General features: G+C 70.9%; 15 protein-coding genes, 2 tRNA genes and 1 riboswitch. Of the genes, 10 read left to right on the top strand and 7 right to left on the bottom strand.

The window, feature by feature from the left end; translation table 11 throughout:
- Nucleotides 1-78 precede the first annotated feature (78 nt).
- From DFO45_RS01395 to DFO45_RS01380, 4 genes are all read right to left on the bottom strand, one after another.
- Complete coding sequence (locus DFO45_RS01395) at nt 79-699, bottom strand: ribonuclease D (protein ID WP_012172449.1); 621 nt, start codon at nt 697-699, stop codon at nt 79-81.
- Between the two features lie 158 nt (nt 700-857).
- Nucleotides 858-933: transfer RNA gene (locus DFO45_RS01390), tRNA-Ala, on the bottom strand.
- A 215-nt stretch (nt 934-1148) separates the two neighbouring features.
- A tRNA-Ala gene (locus DFO45_RS01385) sits at nt 1149-1224 on the bottom strand.
- A 141-nt stretch (nt 1225-1365) separates the two neighbouring features.
- Nucleotides 1366-1770, bottom strand: a complete 405-nt coding sequence (locus tag DFO45_RS01380; protein WP_012172450.1) for a TIGR02300 family protein — start codon at nt 1768-1770, stop codon at nt 1366-1368.
- Nucleotides 1771-1939: 169 nt separating this feature from the next.
- Between DFO45_RS01380 and aroA the strand changes: the two genes are divergently transcribed.
- The gene (aroA, locus tag DFO45_RS01375; protein WP_133863462.1) at nt 1940-3313 is read left to right on the top strand and encodes a 3-phosphoshikimate 1-carboxyvinyltransferase; all 1374 of its coding nucleotides are present in this window, start codon (nt 1940-1942) and stop codon (nt 3311-3313) included.
- 10 nt (nt 3314-3323) lie between these two features.
- Entirely contained in the window at nt 3324-3944 is a 621-nt protein-coding gene (gene cmk, locus DFO45_RS01370) for a (d)CMP kinase (protein WP_133863461.1), read from the top strand.
- A 21-nt stretch (nt 3945-3965) separates the two neighbouring features.
- Here the strand turns inward: cmk and DFO45_RS01365 are convergent, their stop codons facing one another.
- On the bottom strand, nt 3966-4424 hold the full coding sequence (locus DFO45_RS01365) for a PIN domain-containing protein (protein WP_133863460.1): 459 nt from the start codon (nt 4422-4424) through the stop codon (nt 3966-3968).
- Between the two features lie 5 nt (nt 4425-4429).
- Nucleotides 4430-4678: a type II toxin-antitoxin system Phd/YefM family antitoxin gene (locus tag DFO45_RS01360; protein WP_133863459.1), complete on the bottom strand. Its 249-nt coding sequence runs from the start codon at nt 4676-4678 to the stop codon at nt 4430-4432.
- Nucleotides 4679-4833: 155 nt separating this feature from the next.
- Nucleotides 4834-5072: riboswitch (cobalamin riboswitch) on the top strand.
- Nucleotides 5073-5164: 92 nt separating this feature from the next.
- Here DFO45_RS01360 and DFO45_RS01355 point away from each other — a divergent pair.
- The 8 genes from DFO45_RS01355 to map all read left to right on the top strand — a co-directional run bounded on the left by DFO45_RS01355 (nt 5165) and on the right by map (nt 15073).
- Nucleotides 5165-5554 carry a DUF1636 domain-containing protein gene (locus tag DFO45_RS01355; RefSeq protein WP_133863458.1) on the top strand — a complete coding sequence of 130 codons (390 nt, stop codon included), beginning with the start codon at nt 5165-5167 and terminating at the stop codon, nt 5552-5554.
- 21 nt (nt 5555-5575) lie between these two features.
- Nucleotides 5576-6604, top strand: a complete 1029-nt coding sequence (gene cobW / locus DFO45_RS01350; protein WP_133863457.1) for a cobalamin biosynthesis protein CobW — start codon at nt 5576-5578, stop codon at nt 6602-6604.
- 3 nt (nt 6605-6607) lie between these two features.
- Nucleotides 6608-10438 (top strand): cobaltochelatase subunit CobN, encoded by a 3831-nt coding sequence (gene cobN / locus DFO45_RS01345; protein WP_133863456.1) that lies wholly within the window; start codon nt 6608-6610, stop codon nt 10436-10438.
- A gap of 393 nt (nt 10439-10831) precedes the next feature.
- Nucleotides 10832-12175, top strand: a complete 1344-nt coding sequence (gene cobG, locus DFO45_RS01340) for a precorrin-3B synthase (RefSeq protein ID WP_133863455.1) — start codon at nt 10832-10834, stop codon at nt 12173-12175.
- Nucleotides 12172-12810, top strand: coding sequence for a precorrin-8X methylmutase (locus DFO45_RS01335; RefSeq protein ID WP_133863454.1), 639 nt, complete (start codon nt 12172-12174; stop codon nt 12808-12810). Before cobG ends, DFO45_RS01335 begins: the two co-directional genes overlap by 4 nt.
- Nucleotides 12807-13541, top strand: a complete 735-nt coding sequence (locus DFO45_RS01330) for a precorrin-2 C(20)-methyltransferase (protein WP_133863453.1) — start codon at nt 12807-12809, stop codon at nt 13539-13541. The genes DFO45_RS01335 and DFO45_RS01330 overlap by 4 nt, the downstream gene beginning before the upstream one ends.
- The gene (locus DFO45_RS01325) at nt 13538-14290 is read left to right on the top strand and encodes a precorrin-3B C(17)-methyltransferase (protein ID WP_133863452.1); all 753 of its coding nucleotides are present in this window, start codon (nt 13538-13540) and stop codon (nt 14288-14290) included. Before DFO45_RS01330 ends, DFO45_RS01325 begins: the two co-directional genes overlap by 4 nt.
- Before the next feature lie 27 nt (nt 14291-14317).
- Nucleotides 14318-15073, top strand: a complete 756-nt coding sequence (gene map, locus DFO45_RS01320) for a type I methionyl aminopeptidase (RefSeq protein WP_133863451.1) — start codon at nt 14318-14320, stop codon at nt 15071-15073.
- Here map and DFO45_RS01315 read toward each other — a convergent pair.
- Nucleotides 15070-15852, bottom strand: a complete 783-nt coding sequence (locus DFO45_RS01315; protein WP_133863450.1) for a cobalt-precorrin-6A reductase — start codon at nt 15850-15852, stop codon at nt 15070-15072. The genes map and DFO45_RS01315 overlap by 4 nt on opposite strands.
- Nucleotides 15853-15874: the final 22 nt, after the last annotated feature.

The raw sequence follows: 15874 nt of genomic DNA, 5'->3' as shown, positions 1-15874 counted from the left end.
TGCGGGCATATGGCCCGCGGCAGGCCCGGCGCAAGGCTGCGGCCTCCGGATGCGCCTGCACCCGGCCACCGTTTGCGCTCACGAATGAGCGAAGATGTCCTCGTCCGGCCAGCCCGCGAGATCAAGCGCGGCGCGCGCCGGCAGGAACTTGAAGCATTCGGCGGCCAGCGCAGTGCGGCCGTCGCGGGCCAGCATGGCCTCCAGCTTTTCCTTGCACGCGTGCAAGTGCAGCACGTCCGACGCGGCATAGGCGAGCTGGGCGTCGGTGAGCTCGCTGGCCGCCCAGTCGGAGCTCTGCTGCTGCTTCGACAGATCGACGCCGAGCAGCTCGCGCACCAGATCCTTGAGGCCATGCCGGTCGGTGTAGGTGCGGGTCAGGCGCGAGGCGATCTTGGTGCAGAACACCGGAGCGGTGGTGACGCCGAAGGTGTGCAGCAGCACCGCGATGTCGAATCGCCCGAAGTGAAACAGCTTCACCACATTGGGATCGGCCAGCATGCGCACCAGATTGGGCGCGCTCTCCGCCGTGGCGCCGGCTGGGATCTGCACCACATCGGCCGTGCCGTCGCCGTTCGAGAGCTGAACCACGCAGAGGCGGTCGCGGTGAGGCTTCAGGCCGAGCGTCTCGGTGTCGATGGCAACCACCGGGGCGGGCTGGAAGCTGTCGGGCAGGTCGCCGCGGTGCAGGCGGATGGTCATGGACGGCGGTTCCGGAAATGGAAGGTTGCGCGGCTTGTAATGGAGCGCGGCTCCGGCTGGCAACATGGAGCCGGATGCGCGGGCACCGCGACGGGCAAAATTGCTACCCGAATGGATGCATCTGTAGAACGGTCGGAATTTCAGGAAGGCTGGAGATTTGGTGGAGCCAGGCGGAATCGAACCGCCGACCTCTTGAATGCCATTCAAGCGCTCTCCCAACTGAGCTATGACCCCACAGCGCCACGGGATGCGATCATTCAGGGCCCGAAGACCGATCAGACCGCCGGGAAGTCCCGGGACGGGAACCGCAAGAACTTTTGGTTCTTACGGGCGGATCTTTGAAAAGATCCGCAGAAACAACAGCCGCGCGTTTCGCTCGCGCCGGGTTCCTATAAGGCCGATCCGATGTTTACCGGAAGACCTTTTGTGGGAAACCCACAGGTTTGATTTGGTGGAGCCAGGCGGAATCGAACCGCCGACCTCTTGAATGCCATTCAAGCGCTCTCCCAACTGAGCTATGGCCCCACTGTGCCGCAGGCTGCAAACCAAGGATCAAAAGATCATCGATCTCAAGAACTTGGCCTGCCGGGATGGCCGGCGGCGGGTGCCCGGGACAAGAACCCGTCCCGAGCGAGAGCGGCCTTTAAGCACAGGCCGCAGACGACATCAAGCCTCTTCGTCGTCCTCGAGGCCCTCTCCGATGAGATCGGAGACGTCATCCCCATCATCTTCATCTTCTTCGAGGAAGGTATCGTCGTCGCCATCGGCGTCGATGTCTTCGTCCACATCCACGTCGTCAGCGGCCGGAATGGCCTTGGCGCCCGTGGTCTCCTCGTCGGCTTCCTCGAGGCTGATGACCTCGACGTCCGCCACATCATCGGTGTCGGTATCGTCGGCGGCCACGGCAGCGCGCGATTCGGCGCGGCTGCCGGCGCGCGGCTGCGGCTCGAAGTAAGAGCGGGGATACGTCTCGCCGGTGAAGGGAGAGACGATGGGATCCTTGTTCAGGTCATAGAACTTGCGGCCGGTCACGGGATCGACGCGCTTGGTTCCGAGTTCAGGCTTCGCCACGGCAAAGATCCTCGGCGCTCATATACAGGGAGGGTGCTCCATTGGCGAAAGGGCCGTGCCCTGTCAAGGCGAAATCCGATTCGGCCGCGTGGCAGCCCCCGCCGGCCTGTGTTAGACGGGCCGCCGGATGAACGAACAGCCGCGCCAGCGGCGCCCGCATGAGGCCCCCATGTCCCAGGTCGAGAGCTCCCCGTCCCTTTCCGCGCACGGCCACGGGTCCGACCCGAAGCCCGCGACGGGCCTGCCCTCCCCCGGCCTCTCCGGCAAGGTGCGCGTGCCCGGTGACAAGTCCGTGTCCCACCGCGCCCTCATCTTCGGCGCCCTCGCCCGTGGCGAGACGCGCATCACCGGCCTGCTCGAAGGCGAGGACGTGCTGAACACCGCCAAGGCCTGCGCCGCACTGGGCGCCACGGTGGAGCGCACGGGGCCCGGCCAGTGGCGGGTGGAAGGCGTGGGCGTCGGAAACTTCAAGGCGCCGGCTGCGCCGCTCGATTTCGGCAATTCCGGCACAGGCGTGCGCCTCATGATGGGCGCGGTGGCCGGAAATCCCATCCAGGCGACGTTCGACGGCGACGCCAGCCTGCGCAAGCGCCCGATGAAGCGCGTGCTTGATCCGCTGGCCGCCATGGGCGTGAAGCTGGTGGAGGAAGCCGAGGGCGGCCGCCTGCCCATGCGCCTTGAAGGCGTCACCGATCTCAAGGCCTTCACCTATGAGACGCCGGTCCCCTCCGCACAGGTGAAGTCCGCCGTGCTGCTGGCGGGCCTTGCCGCCTCGGGCGAGACGGTGGTGGTGGAGCGCGAGGCCACCCGCGACCACACCGAGCGGATGCTCGCCCATTTCGGCGCCGACGTTTCGGTCGAACCGCACGGTGCCCACGGCCGCCGCATCACGCTGAAGGGCCGCCCGGAGCTGAAGGCCGCCCCCGTGGACGTGCCCTCCGACCCCTCCTCCGCCGCCTTCCCGCTGGTGGCGGCGGTGATCGTGCCCGGCTCCGACATCGTCATCACCGACGTGATGATGAACCCGCTGCGCACCGGCCTCATCACCACGCTCAAGGAAATGGGCGCCAGCATCGAGACGCTGGCTGAGCGCACCGAGGGTGGCGAGACGGTGGCGGACCTGCGGGTGCGCTATTCGAAGCTGAAGGGCGTGGCGGTGCCGCCGGAGCGCGCGCCGGCCATGATCGACGAATATCCCATCCTCGCCGTCGCCGCCGCGTTTGCCGAGGGCGAGACGCGGATGCAGGGCCTCGCGGAACTGCGCGTGAAGGAAAGCGACCGCCTCGCGGCCGTGGCGGACGGGCTTGCCGCCTGCGGCGTCACCCACCGCATCGAGGGCGACGACCTCATCGTCACCGGCGCGCCGGACGTGGAGGGCGGCGGCCCGGTGGCCACCCACATGGACCACCGCATCGCCATGTCCTTCCTCGTGCTGGGCCTCGCCTCCCGCGCCGGCGTGAAGGTGGATGACGTGAGCTTCATCGCCACCTCCTTCCCCACCTTCATGCCCATGATGGCCGGCCTCGGCGCCATCATCGCGTGACGGGGCGGCCATGATCATCGCCATCGACGGCCCCGCCGCCTCCGGCAAGGGCACGCTCGGCAAGCGTATTGCCGGGCATCTGGGCCTTGCGCATCTGGACACCGGCCTGCTCTATCGCGCCGTCGGCGCCATCTGCCTCGCTGCGGGCAAGCTCGAGGATGAAGCCGCCTCCGTGGAAGCCGCGCGCACCCTCGACGTGACGACGCTCGATCCCGAAAGCCTGCGCACCGGGGCCATCGGGGAGGCGGCCTCCGTGGTCGCCGCGCGGCCTGGTGTGCGGGCAGCCCTCGTCGACCTCCAGCGGCGCTTCGCCGCCCGGCCGGAAGGCGCGGTGCTGGACGGACGCGACATCGGCTCCGTCATCTGCCCCGATGCCACGGTGAAGCTCTTCGTCACCGCCTCGCCCGAGGTTCGCGCCGAGCGGCGCTTCAAGGAACTCGCCGCCCGCGATCCCCTCGCCTCCTATGAAGCGGTGCTCGCCGACATTCACAAACGTGACGAACGCGACAGCACCCGCGCCGCCGCCCCGCTAGTGATGGCAAGCGATGCGGTGCTGCTCGACACCTCGCACCTCGGCATCGAGGACAGCTTCGCGGCGGCCCTCGCCATCGTGGAGCGCGCGCGGGGGTGAGGGGCTGAAGGCTCAGGCAACTTAATCCGGCAGCGCGGCGAACGGGTCGTGGATGTCGACCCCCAGGGGCGCAAAATCTCGAACGTTGCGGGTGAGGACGATGAGCCCGCGCGAACGGGCGATGCCGGCAATGGCAATGTCCTCGAAATCGCAATTATGGCCCGTGGCTGTTGCGTGTTCGAGCAAGCGCCCGATCTCATGGGCCGCCGCCGGATCAATGGTCAGGATGCGATCCGCATAATAGGCCTCGATGGCCGAGAGCCAGACCTTCAGTTCCGGTACCTGCCGGGTCGTGGCCTTGCGCTCGGCCGCCGCAATGCCAGCGACGATCTCGATGACGGAGATGCTGGACAACCACAGGCGATCCCCGTTCGCCACCAGCCATGCGACCAGATCCGCGTGATGCGGGGCCTGCCGGGGCGAGGCTGCGGAGATGACGTTCGTGTCGAGCAGATAGCCGGCGGCACGGGTCGCGGTCATGGCGGCTAGAGGTCCGGCAGGCGCCGCGACCGCCGCCCCGTGCGCACGGGGACGTCCTCGATGCCCGCCGGAGGATGGGCCAGCAGCCAGCCGAAGGACGGGACGGACCGGCTGACCCGGTTCCATTCCTCCCACGACACCAGCACCACCTGCGGCTTTCCGTGGCGGGTGATGACCACCGGCTCTCCAGCCACCGCCTGATCGACGAACTGGGACAAGTTCTCCTTGGCCGTCCGCAACTGGATCTCGTCCATGGCTCGATGCCTCCCGCGTCCAGGTTCCGCAATATGACCACTGGTAGTCATATTACGACCGAGCGCCCCTGACGCAAAGCCGGGACAAGCCCAAGCCTCAGTCCCGAGACGGACGCGCCCGGCCTCCCCCATTTGACTTCCCCGCCCCCCGGCCCTTTAGTGGCCCCATCGATGGTCCCGGTCGGGCGCGTGCTGCCCTGCCGGGTGAAAAGGGAATGCGAAGCGGCCCGGCGCCTTCAGGCGCCAAGGTCCGTCAACCGCAGCTGCCCCCGCAACTGTAGGCGGTGAGTCGGTGCCACGAGCCACTGGACGCCCGGAGACATCCGGCGCCGGGAAGGCGGCACAGGACCGTGACCCGCAAGCCAGGAGACCTGCCATTGATGAGGAACGCGCCGGGCGGGGTGCCCTGGCCATGCGCCCTTTAAAAGGCCCTCGCGGGCCAGCTGCACCCATGGACCCCGTGCCTTGCAGCAGCACGATACTCTAATGCCCGAACGGGCCGCCGGCTCCGGACCGCCGGCCGTGACGCTCTACGTCTGTTCCACCTGCCGCCTCCCCGATGCCCCGGCCGACGCGACGCCCGCCGGCGCCGACCTGCTGGCGCAGGTGCGCGCCGCAGGGGAGACCGACATCGTGGTGCGCGAGGTGAAGTGCCTCGCCAACTGCAAACGCGCGCTGAGCGCCGCCCTCACCCATCGCGACGGCTGGTCCTATGTCTTCGGCGACCTCTCCGCCGAAGCGGCGGATGATCTTCTCGCCGGGGCCCGCCTCTTCCTCACCTCCACCGACGGCCTGCTGCCGTGGCGGGGCCGGCCCGACGCGCTGAAGCGCGGCATGGTGGCCCGCATCCCGCCGCTGGCGCCGCCCGCCGCCTGATCTCATGTTTTCGGAGCTTTCATGACCTCGCTCACCCGCGTTCCCTGCACCATCGTCACCGGCTTCCTCGGCGCCGGTAAGACCACGCTCATCCGCCACCTGCTGGAGAATGCCGGCGGCCGGAAGCTGGCCGTCATCGTCAACGAGTTCGGCGATGTGGGCATTGACGGCGAAATCCTCAAAGGCTGCGGCATCGAGGCCTGCCCGGAGGACAATATCGTCGAGCTCTCCAACGGCTGCCTGTGCTGCACGGTGGCGGACGACTTCGTGCCGGCGCTGGACCAGATCCTCGCCCGCGAGGTGGACCATATCCTCATCGAGACCTCTGGCCTCGCGCTTCCCAAGCCGCTCGTGCAGGCCTTCCAGTGGCCGGCCATCAAGAGCCGGGTGACGGTGGACGGCGTCGTGGCGGTGGTGGATGGCCCGGCGCTGGCGGAAGGTCGCGTCGCCCATGACATGGACGCCCTCGACGCCCAGCGCGCCGCCGACGACAGCCTCGACCATGACGACCCGGTGGAAGAGGTGTTCGAGGACCAGATCGCCTGCGCCGATCTCGTCATCATCTCCAAATCCGACCTGCTGGACGCCGCCGCCGCCGAGACCGCGGGCGCGCGCGTCTCCGCCGCGCTCCCCCGCGCGGTGAGCGTGGTGCGGGCCGCCGGCGGCAAGGTGGACCCGAGCGTGATGCTCGGCCTCGGCCTTGCGGTGGAGAACGAGATCGAGAACCGCAAGACCCATCACGACGACGAACTGGACCACGATCACGACGATTTCGACAGCTTCGTCGTGGCCATTCCCGAGATCACCGATCCGGCGGCGCTGGCCGCCCGCGTCACCGCCGCTGCCGAAGCCCCCGACGTGCTGCGGGTGAAGGGCTTCGCGGCGGTCGCTGGCAAGCCCCTGCGCCTGCTGGTGCAGGGCGTTGGCCCGCGCGTGTCGCACCATTTCGACCGTCCGTGGAAGGCGGAGGAAGCCCGGCGCGGCGCCCTCGTGGTGATCGGCCTCAAGGGCTTCGACCGCGCGGCGGTGGAGCGGGCGCTGCTCGGCTGATCCATGCATATCCTCGCCACCACATCGGCCAGCATCGAGGACCTCGCGGAGCCCGTGGATCTCCGCCTGCCTCCGGCCGAGGTGGTGGCGCTGTCCTTCACCGACAGCGATCTTCTGGCCCTTGCCGCCGCCTGGCGGCAGGACCGCGCGCGATTGCCCACGCTGCGCCTCGCCCGGCTGAAGGACCTGCGCCATCCCATGTCGGTGGATCTGTGGATCGACCGCACGGCCCGGCACGCCAAGGTCATCCTCGTGCGCCTGCTGGGCGGCCTCGACTGGTGGCGTTACGGCGCCGAACGCCTCGCCGAACTGGCCCGGCGCGAGAACATCGCCCTGGCGCTGCTGCCCGGCGAGGACCAGGACGACCCGCGCCTCGCCGCCCTCTCGACCATCGATGCGGCCGAGCTGGCAGTGATACTCGCCGGCTTCCGCCAGGGTGGCCCCGCCAACATGGCCGGCGTGCTCACGCGCCTCGCCCGCATCGCCGGCCATGCCCTGCCCGAGCCCGCCGCGCCCACGCCCGTGCCCCCCGCCGCCTTCTACCGGCCCGGCGTCGGAGCCGTGGATCTGGCGGGCGTGCTACGGGCGCCGGTGGATGACGCACACGCCGCCGCGCGCTGCGCGTCGCCCCCTCCCTGCCCTCCCCCGCAGGCGGGAGAGGGTAAAATGGGAGAGGGCACCGCCGCCGAGATGACGGGCGCTGCGGCATTTATCGGCGCCCAAGCGGGAAACGTTCCACCTGCCCCGGCAGTTTCTGGGCGCGCCCTTCCCTCCCCGCACGACCTGCCCCCTCTCCCGCTTGCGGGGGAGGGTTGGGGAGGGGGCATCACACCCTCGGACGACACACCGCCCGCAAGCCTCGCACCCACCGCCGCGCTGCGCGCGTCGCCCCTTCCCTGCCCTCCCCCGCAAGCGGGAGAGGGTGAAATGGGAGAGGCCGCCGCCGCCGACATGCCGGGCGCTGCGGATGTTGCTTGCGACTCAAAGAACGCCCTCTCGTCCTCGCACACCCCACCCCCTCCCCCCTTGCGGGGGAGGGCTGGGGAGGGGGGTAGAACGCCCGCCCCCCCATACAACGCCGAGCATCTCACAACCGACGAGCCCTCGCCCCAACATGGCGCGCGCCCCCGCGCCCTGCTGCTGTTCTACCGCTCCATGTGGCTCGCCGGAGACGTCGCCCCCATCGACGCGCTGGCGGGGGCGCTGTGCGCGCGGGGGGTGACGCCCGTCCCACTCTTTCTCTCCAGCCTGAAGGACCCCGCCGCCCGCGCCTTCGTGCGGCAGGCCATCGCCGACACGCGGCCGGATGTCATCCTCACCGCCACCGCCTTCGCGGCTGGGGATGCGGATGATCTCTTTGCCCCCGGCGGCCCGCCGGTGCTTCAGGTCATTCCCGCCACCACCGCCGAGGAAGCGTGGGCGGAGAGCGCGCGCGGCCTCGCGGCGGCGGACCTTGCCATGCATGTGGTGCTGCCCGAGCTGGACGGGCGCGTGCTGGCGGGGGCCATCTCCTTCAAGTCGCTCACCCCGCCCGCCGACGATCTCGCCTTCGCCGCCGCCCGCAATGCCCCCAATGCGGCCGGCATCGCGCACGCCGCGGACCGGGCGGCGGCACTGGTGCGCCTCGCCCGCACGCCGCGCGCGGAGCGGCGGCTGGCGCTGCTCATGCCCGATTATCCCGGCGTGCCCGGCCGCACCGGCTATGCGGTGGGGCTCGACGTGCCCGAGAGCGCCCGCCGCCTCATCGAGACGCTCCGCGCCGAGAGCTACGCCGTATCCGAAGCCCCCGCCGATGCCGCAGCCCTGCTGCATCGGCTGGAGGAAGCCCGCGAGACCTACGTCCTCTCGGACTACGCCACCGCCCTCGCCGCCCTGCCCGCTGAGACGCAGGCCGCAATTCATGCCGCCTGGGGGCCGCCCGAGGCGGATGCGGACGTGCGGGACGGCGCCTTCGTCTTCCGCGCCGCGCGTTTCGGCAACGCGCTCGTGGCCCTGGCGCCGGAGCGGGGCGCGTCGCTGGACCGGCGGGCGGATTATCACGATCCGGCACTGCCGCCCCGCCACGCGCTGCTTGCCTTCGGCCTCTGGCTGCGGCAGCGCTTCGGGGCCCATGCGCTGGTCCATATGGGCGCCCATGGCACGCTGGAATGGCTGCCGGGCAAGACCGTGGCCCTCACCCCCGCCTGCTTCCCTCAGGCCCTGCTGGGGCCGCTGCCGGTCATCTATCCCTTCATCGTCAGCAATCCCGGCGAGGCGGCACAGGCCAAGCGGCGGATCGCCGGCGTCACCCTCGGCCACCTGCCCCCGCCCCTCGCCAGCGCGAGCCTCTCCGAGGCCGAGCAGCGGCTGGAGCGGCTGGTGGATGAATATGCGCAGGCGGACGGCCTCGACCGCCGCCGCAGGGAACGTCTCGCCCGCCTGATCGTCGAAACTGCCGCCGAGACCGGCCTTTCCGCCATGGCCGGCGTGCCGGCGGATGCGGACCCCGATGCGGCGCTGCGCCAGATCGACGCCTGGCTGTGCGATGTGAAGGATCTCGCCGTGAAGGACGGGCTCCACATCTTCGGTCAGGACGATGCGGACGCCGCCCGCGCGGCAAGCGGCGCGGCGGAGCGGGCCGCGCTCCTCACGGCCCTCGATGGCCGCCATGTGCTCGCCGGTCCGGCCGGATCGCCCAGCCGGGGGCGGCGTGACGTGCTGCCCACGGGGCGCAATCTCTCGACGGCCGATCCGCGCGCCATTCCCACCCCCACCGCCATGGACCTCGGCCGCCTCGCGGCGGATGAGGTGGTGCGCGCCTTCCTGCAGGAGCACGGGGATTATCCCCGTGCGCTCGTCATCGACCTCTGGGGCAGCGCCACCCTGCGCACCGGGGGCGAGGAAATCGCGCAAGGGCTCGCGCTCATGGGCTGCCGTCCGCAATGGGATGGCGCCACCGGGCGCGTCACCGGCATCGAGGTGCTGCCCCCCGCCGTACTGGGGCGGCCGCGCGTGGATGTGACGTGGCGCATCTCCGGCCTGTTTCGCGACATCTTCCCCGCGCAGGTGGCCCTGCTTGACGCCGCCACCCGCGCGGTGGCCGCCCGCACGGACGAGGGCGACGACAATCCGCTCGCCGCCTCGGGCGAAGCCCCGCGCATCTTCGGCGCCGCGCCGGGCGCCTATGGCGCGGGCATGGAGGACCAGCTGGCGCGCGGCGCCTTCTCCGACCGCGCCGATCTCGGCGCCGCCTATCTCGACCACGCCTCTTATGCCTATGGCGGGCCGGACGGCACCGCCCGCCCCGCCCCCGGCGCCTTCGCCGCGCGGGTCGCCGCCGCCGACGGCCTGCTCCATGGGGCGGACGATCCGGCCCGCGATCTGCTGGATGGCGGCGCGGATTCGGCCTTCATCGGCGGCTTCGCGGCGGCGGCGGAAAAGCTCGGCCGCGCGGTGGACCTCATCGTGCTGGACACCAGCGATCCCGCCCGTCCCAAGGCGCGCGACCTCGCCACCGCGCTCTCGCGCATCGTCCATGGACGGGTGTCGCAGGTCTTCATCGCCGGCCAGATGCGCCACGGTCCGCGCGGCGCCACCGAGCTTCTGGAGACGGTGGACCGCCTCATCGCCTTCGCCGAAACCACCGGCCGCGTGCCCGACCGGCTCATCGACGCGCTCCACGGCGCCTATCTGCGGGACGAAAAGGTGCGCGCCTTCCTCCTGGCGCAGAACCCGGCCGCCGCCACCTCCATGGCTCGCCGCTTCGCCGACGCCCGCCGTCGCGGCCTCTGGCACCCCCGGCGCAACGACATCGACGCCGATCTCGATGCGCTGAGAGCGGAGGCGGCGGAATGATGCACGACCTCGCCTCGCCTCACCGCACGCCAACCTCGCGCCCTCTCCCCCCCGCGCACCCAGCCCCATCCCCCCTTGCGGGGGAGGGCTGGGGAGGGGGGTATGACGGCGGGGGCAGATGCGCCCGCACATCGGAAGGCGGCCCGCGCGGTGCCCTCACGCGGCGCGTTCCAGCACGAAAGACTCGCAGCGGAGAGGGCATTACCCCCCTCCCTGCCCTCCCCCGCAAGGGGGGAGGGTTCTCCCGCACGGCGCCGGATGCGCGTTCGCATTTCAACCTGACATCGCCCGCAAACACCGTGCGGAGGGATTCAGCCATCCCACCGCGCGGCCCCCGTACGCGGCCCATGACAGTTCCTCAGGCCGCACCGCCCGGCGGCAGGGCAGGTGACCATGTCCACATCTCCTAGGCCCCCGACCCGGCGGGGCATCTGCCCGGCTCTCACGGCACCCATGGCCACCGGCGACGGCCTGCTGGTGAGGCTCGTGCCGGCGGAGGGCTGGCTCACGCTCGCCCAGATGCGCGGGCTGGCCTCCGCCGCCCGCGCGTATGGCAATGGCATCATCGAGATCACCGCCAAGGGCAGCGTGCAGTTGCGTGGCCTGACCGAGGACAGCGTCGGCCCCCTCAATGCCGCCGTGGACCGGCTCGGCATTACGCCCCGCACCGGCCTGCCGGTGGATGTCTCACCCCTCTCCGGCATCGACGCCACGGAGGCAGTCGATGCCCGGCTGATGGCGGCCCGGCTGCATGAGATGGCGGCGGACCTCATGCCCCGGCTTGGCGCCAAGGTCTCCGTGGTGGTGGATGGCGGCGGGGCGCTGAGCCTCGATGCCTTCAAGACCGACGTGCGGCTGGTGGCCCGTCCCGGCAAGGGCGAGAAGATGTGGGACGTTTCCCTTGCGGGAGATGCAGCGCGCGCGCTCCCCTTCGGCAGCGTGCGGGGACGCGATGCGCCGGACCTCGTGCGCGGCCTGCTGGAGCGCCTCGCGGCGCTTGGCCCCGCCGCGCGCATGGCCGATGCCCTGCCCCCGGCCACCGATGCTCCGCCCCGCCCCATGCGCGAGACGAGCCCCATCGGCCTCTTCGCGCTGAAGGACGGCTCGACAGCCTGCTGCATCGGCCTGCCCTTCGGCGCGCTGCACGCGGACGATATCGAACGGCTCACCGCTGCCGCCGAGGCGGCGGGCGCCCGCGACCTGCGGCCTGCACCCGACCATGGCCTCATCGCCACCGGCCTGTCGGCCGAGGGCGTGGACACCTTCAGCGCGGCCGCCGAACGCCTCGGCTGCCTGATCCAGGCGGATGATCCCCGCCGTTTCGTCGCCGCGTGCCCTGGAGCGCCAGCCTGCGCCTCCGCTTACATTCCCGCCCGCGCCATTGCGGGCGAGGTGGCGCACGTGCTCGGCAAGGCGCTGGATGGCTCGCTCCAGGTGCACATCTCCGCCTGTACCAAAGGGTGCGCGCATCCTGCGCCGGCCAACCTCACCCTCGTCGGCCTGCCCGCCGACGCCATGGACAATCGGGTGGCGCTCGTGCGAGAGGGCAGAGCGGGGGATGCAATCCGGCCGCAGATCACGGTCGAGGCGCTTCTTCCCACGCTCGCCCGCCTCGCCGGCGCGCTCGACGCGGCTCACACGCCCGGTGCGCGCATGGTCGAGACGCTGGCGGGCCTGCCGTCCTCGTCGCTGGAGCCGTTGCTGTTGTCACCCGCCGTGCTGGAGTCCACCCCGTGAGCCCCTCGCCTCTCGATTATGAGCGCGACGGCACGGCCATCTACGAACGCTCCTTCGCCATCATCCGCGCCGAGGCCGACCTCTCCCGCTTCTCGGACGACGAGGCGGACGTGGCCGTGCGCATGATCCATGCCTGCGGCCTTGTGGAAGCGGCGCGCGATTTCGTCTTCGGCCCCGGCTTCGTGGCTGCCGCCCGCGCGGCGCTTCAGGCGGGCGCGCCCATCCTGTGCGACGCCCAGATGGTGGCGCATGGCGTGACCCGCGCCCGGCTGCCGGCGAACAACGAGGTCATCTGCACCCTGCGTGACGAACGGGTGCCGGCGCTCGCCGCCGAGATCGGCAACACGCGCTCCGCCGCCGCGCTGGAACTCTGGCGCGATCGGATGGAGGGCGCGGTGGTGGCCATCGGCAATGCGCCCACCGCCCTCTTCCGCCTGTTCGAGATGCTGGATGCCGGCGCGCCGAAGCCCGCCGCCATCCTCGGCATGCCGGTGGGCTTCGTGGGCGCGGCGGAATCGAAGGATGCGCTGGCGGAGAACCCGCGCGGCGTGCCCTTCGCCATCGTGCGCGGGCGGCTCGGCGGTAGCGCCATCACCGCCGCCGCCATCAACGCACTCGCGAGGGCCGGGCTGTGAACGCCGCCATCGGACAGCTCATCGGCGTCGGCGTCGGCCCCGGCGATCCCGAACTCATGACGCTCAAGGCCGTGCGCGCGCTGGAGCAGGCGGACGTGATCGCCCACTTCGCCAAGGCGGGCAACAACAGCCACGCCCGCGCCATTGCCGGCGCCCACTTCCGCCTAGGGGCGGAAGAACTGCCCCTGCTCTATCCGGTGACCACGGAAATTCACCGGCATGACGAGGCCTACAAGCTCGCCATCGGCGCCTTCTATGACGAATCCGCCGCCCGCGTGGCCGAGCGCCTCATGGCCGGGCTCAATGTGGCGGTGCTGAGCGAGGGCGATCCGCTCTTCTACGGCTCCTACATGCATCTGCATGTGCGCCTCGCCCACCGCTTTCCCACGCGGGTCATTCCCGGCGTCACCGGCATGTCCGGCTGCTGGTCGCAGGCGGGGGCGCCCATCGCGCAGGGCGATGATGTGCTCATGGTGCTGCCCGGCACGCTGGACGAGCCGGAGCTGGCCCGCCGCCTCAGCGAGGCGGATGCCGCCGTCATCATGAAGGTGGGCCGCAACCTGCCGAAGATCCGCCGCGCGCTCGCCGCCGCGGGCCGCCTGCCCCGCGCGCTCTATGTGGAGCGGGGCACCATGGCGGAGAGCTATGTGGTGCCGCTCGCCGAGCGCAATGACGACCGCGCGCCCTATTTCGCCATCGTGCTGGTGCCGGGCTGGGAGCGCGCCGCGTGAGCGGGTCGCTCACCGTGGTGGGCCTCGGCCCCGGCGCCGCCCAGCAGATGACACCGGAGGCCGTGGCCGCGCTGGAGGCGGCGGACGAACTCTTCGGCTACGGCCCCTATCTCGCCCGCGCGCCGGAGCGGCCGGGGCAGGTGCGCCATGCCTCCGACAATCGCGAGGAACTGGACCGCGCCCGCGCGGCCCTCGACCGGGCAGTGGCCGGCGCGCAGGTGGCGATGGTGTCCGGCGGGGATGCCGGCGTCTTCGCCATGGCGGCGGCGGTCTGCGAGGCGGTGGAAAAGGGGCCGGACGCCTATCGGGCCGTGGAGCTTTCCGTGGTGCCGGGCGTCACCGCCATGCTGGCGGTGGCCGCGCGCATCGGCGCGCCGCTGGGCCACGATTTCTGCGCCATCTCGCTCTCCGACAATCTGAAGCCGTGGGAGCTTGTCACCGCCCGCCTCAAGGCGGCGGCGCAGGCGGGCTTCGTGATCGCGCTCTACAACCCCATCAGCAAGGCCCGCCCCTGGCAGCTCGGCGCCGCCTTCGACCTGCTGCGCGAAGTGCTGCCGGGAACCGTGCCCGTCATCTTCGGCCGCGCCGCCGGCCGGCCGGACGAGCGCACCACCCTCGCCACGCTCGCGGATGCCGACGCGAGCATCGCGGACATGGCCACCTGCGTCATCATCGGCTCGACCGAAACGCGGGTGGTGACACGGCCGGGATTGTCCCCCCTCGTCTATTCGCCGCGTTCGGCGCGATGATGCAGGGCTGATGCGAAAGGACAGGCCATGACGCTGTCGAATGACGACGAGCTGAAGGCAATGCAGGAGATCGGCCGCATCTGCGCCGAGGCGCTGGAGGCGATGAGCAAGGCGATCGAGCCCGGCATCACCACCCGCGAGCTGGACGGGATCGGCCGGACCTTTCTGGAGGCCGCCGGCGCGCAGTCGGCGCCCGAGACGGTCTATGATTTTCCCGGCGCCACCTGCATCAGCATCAATGAGGAAGTCGCCCACGGCATTCCCGGCGACCGCGCCATCCGGCCCGGCGATCTCGTGAACATCGACGTCTCCGCGCACAAGAACGGCTATTTCGCCGACACCGGCGCCTCCTTCGCCGTGCCACCGGTGACGCGGGCGGTGGAGAAGCTTTGCCGCGACGGACGCCGCGCCATGTGGGCGGGCCTGCGGCAGGTGGCGCCGGGCCGCCCGCTGGCGGGCATCGGCCAGGCTGTGGGCGCCTTTGCCAAGAAGAACGGCTATACGCTGGTGCGCAACCTCGCGAGCCACGGCGTCGGCCTCTCGCTGCACGAGGAGCCCACCGAAATCGCCACCTGGCCGGATGCCTCCGATCGCCGTATTATCACGGAAGGGCTGGTGTTCACGGTGGAGCCCTTCCTGTCGCTCGGCGCGACCCTCGCCGAAAATGTCGAGGACGATCCGTGGACGCTCTATAGCGAGCCTCGCGCGCTCACGGTCCAGTACGAGCACACGGTGGTCGCCACCCGCAACGGCCCGCTGGTGCTGACCATGCCGGGGCACTAGCGCGCGCGTCGATGGGTGCGGCTCCAGGCGTCGGGCGTGTTCATCGTCGCGAGCCAGTGCGCCACCTCTTCCACCGTCTCCACCGCCGGCACATCGGGCACGTCCGGCCGGCGCAGCAGGATCACCTCGAGGCCCAACGCGCGGGCGGCTTCCATCTTGCCGTAGGTGGCAGGGCCGCCGCTGTTCTTGGCGACGATGATCTCGATGCGATGGTCGCGCAGCAGGTCCAGATCGCCCTCGACGGTGAAGGGGCCCCGCGCCACCACATAATCGGCGTGGGGCACCGCCAGCGGCGGCTCCACCGGATCGACGCTGCGCACCAGATAGGCATTTTGCGGCGCCGCCTCGAAGGCGCGCACCTCGTTGCGGCCCAGCGCGAGGAAGACGCGGCGGGGTGTCTCACCCAGCGCCGCAAGGGCGCCCGCGACGTCCTCCACCTCTCGCCAGCGATCGCCGGCGACCGGCGTCCAGGGCTGCCGCCGAAGGGCGAGGAGCGGCACGCCCAAAGACGCGCAGACCGCCGCAGCGTGGCGGGACATCTGAGCCGCATAAGGATGGGTGGCGTCGATCACCGCCGCGATACGCTCGGCGGCGAGATAGGCGCGCAGCCCCTCGATACCGCCGAAGCCGCCCACGCGGACGGGGACAGGCATCTGCGCGGGGTTTTCGGTGCGGCCCGCAAACGACACAATGGGATGGAGGTTCTTCTCGCCTGCGAGTCGCGCGGCGAGACGCCGGGCCTCCCCTGTCCCCCCAAGGATGAGGATGTGACGCGGCATGGATGCGGCTTGGCTGAGCGAG

Origin of the sequence: Azorhizobium sp. AG788, from assembly GCF_004364705.1 — a bacterium.
GTDB classification, from domain to species: Bacteria; Pseudomonadota; Alphaproteobacteria; order Rhizobiales; family Xanthobacteraceae; genus Azorhizobium; species Azorhizobium caulinodans.
Note: the sequence above shows the minus strand (reverse complement) of the source record. Positions and strands in the feature narration are given on the sequence as shown.

Coding starts and splice junctions, on each gene's coding strand:
- aroA (WP_133863462.1), top strand. CDS start 1,940: ATGTCCCAGGTCGAGAGCTCCCCGTCCCTTTCCGCGCACGGCCACGGG.
- cmk (WP_133863461.1), top strand. CDS start 3,324: ATGATCATCGCCATCGACGGCCCCGCCGCCTCCGGCAAGGGCACGCTC.
- DFO45_RS01360 (WP_133863459.1), bottom strand. CDS start 4,678: ATGGACGAGATCCAGTTGCGGACGGCCAAGGAGAACTTGTCCCAGTTC.
- DFO45_RS01395 (WP_012172449.1), bottom strand. CDS start 699: ATGACCATCCGCCTGCACCGCGGCGACCTGCCCGACAGCTTCCAGCCC.
- DFO45_RS01315 (WP_133863450.1), bottom strand. CDS start 15,852: ATGCCGCGTCACATCCTCATCCTTGGGGGGACAGGGGAGGCCCGGCGT.
- DFO45_RS01365 (WP_133863460.1), bottom strand. CDS start 4,424: ATGACCGCGACCCGTGCCGCCGGCTATCTGCTCGACACGAACGTCATC.
- cobW (WP_133863457.1), top strand. CDS start 5,576: ATGACCTCGCTCACCCGCGTTCCCTGCACCATCGTCACCGGCTTCCTC.
- map (WP_133863451.1), top strand. CDS start 14,318: ATGACGCTGTCGAATGACGACGAGCTGAAGGCAATGCAGGAGATCGGC.
- DFO45_RS01355 (WP_133863458.1), top strand. CDS start 5,165: ATGCCCGAACGGGCCGCCGGCTCCGGACCGCCGGCCGTGACGCTCTAC.
- cobN (WP_133863456.1), top strand. CDS start 6,608: ATGCATATCCTCGCCACCACATCGGCCAGCATCGAGGACCTCGCGGAG.
- cobG (WP_133863455.1), top strand. CDS start 10,832: ATGTCCACATCTCCTAGGCCCCCGACCCGGCGGGGCATCTGCCCGGCT.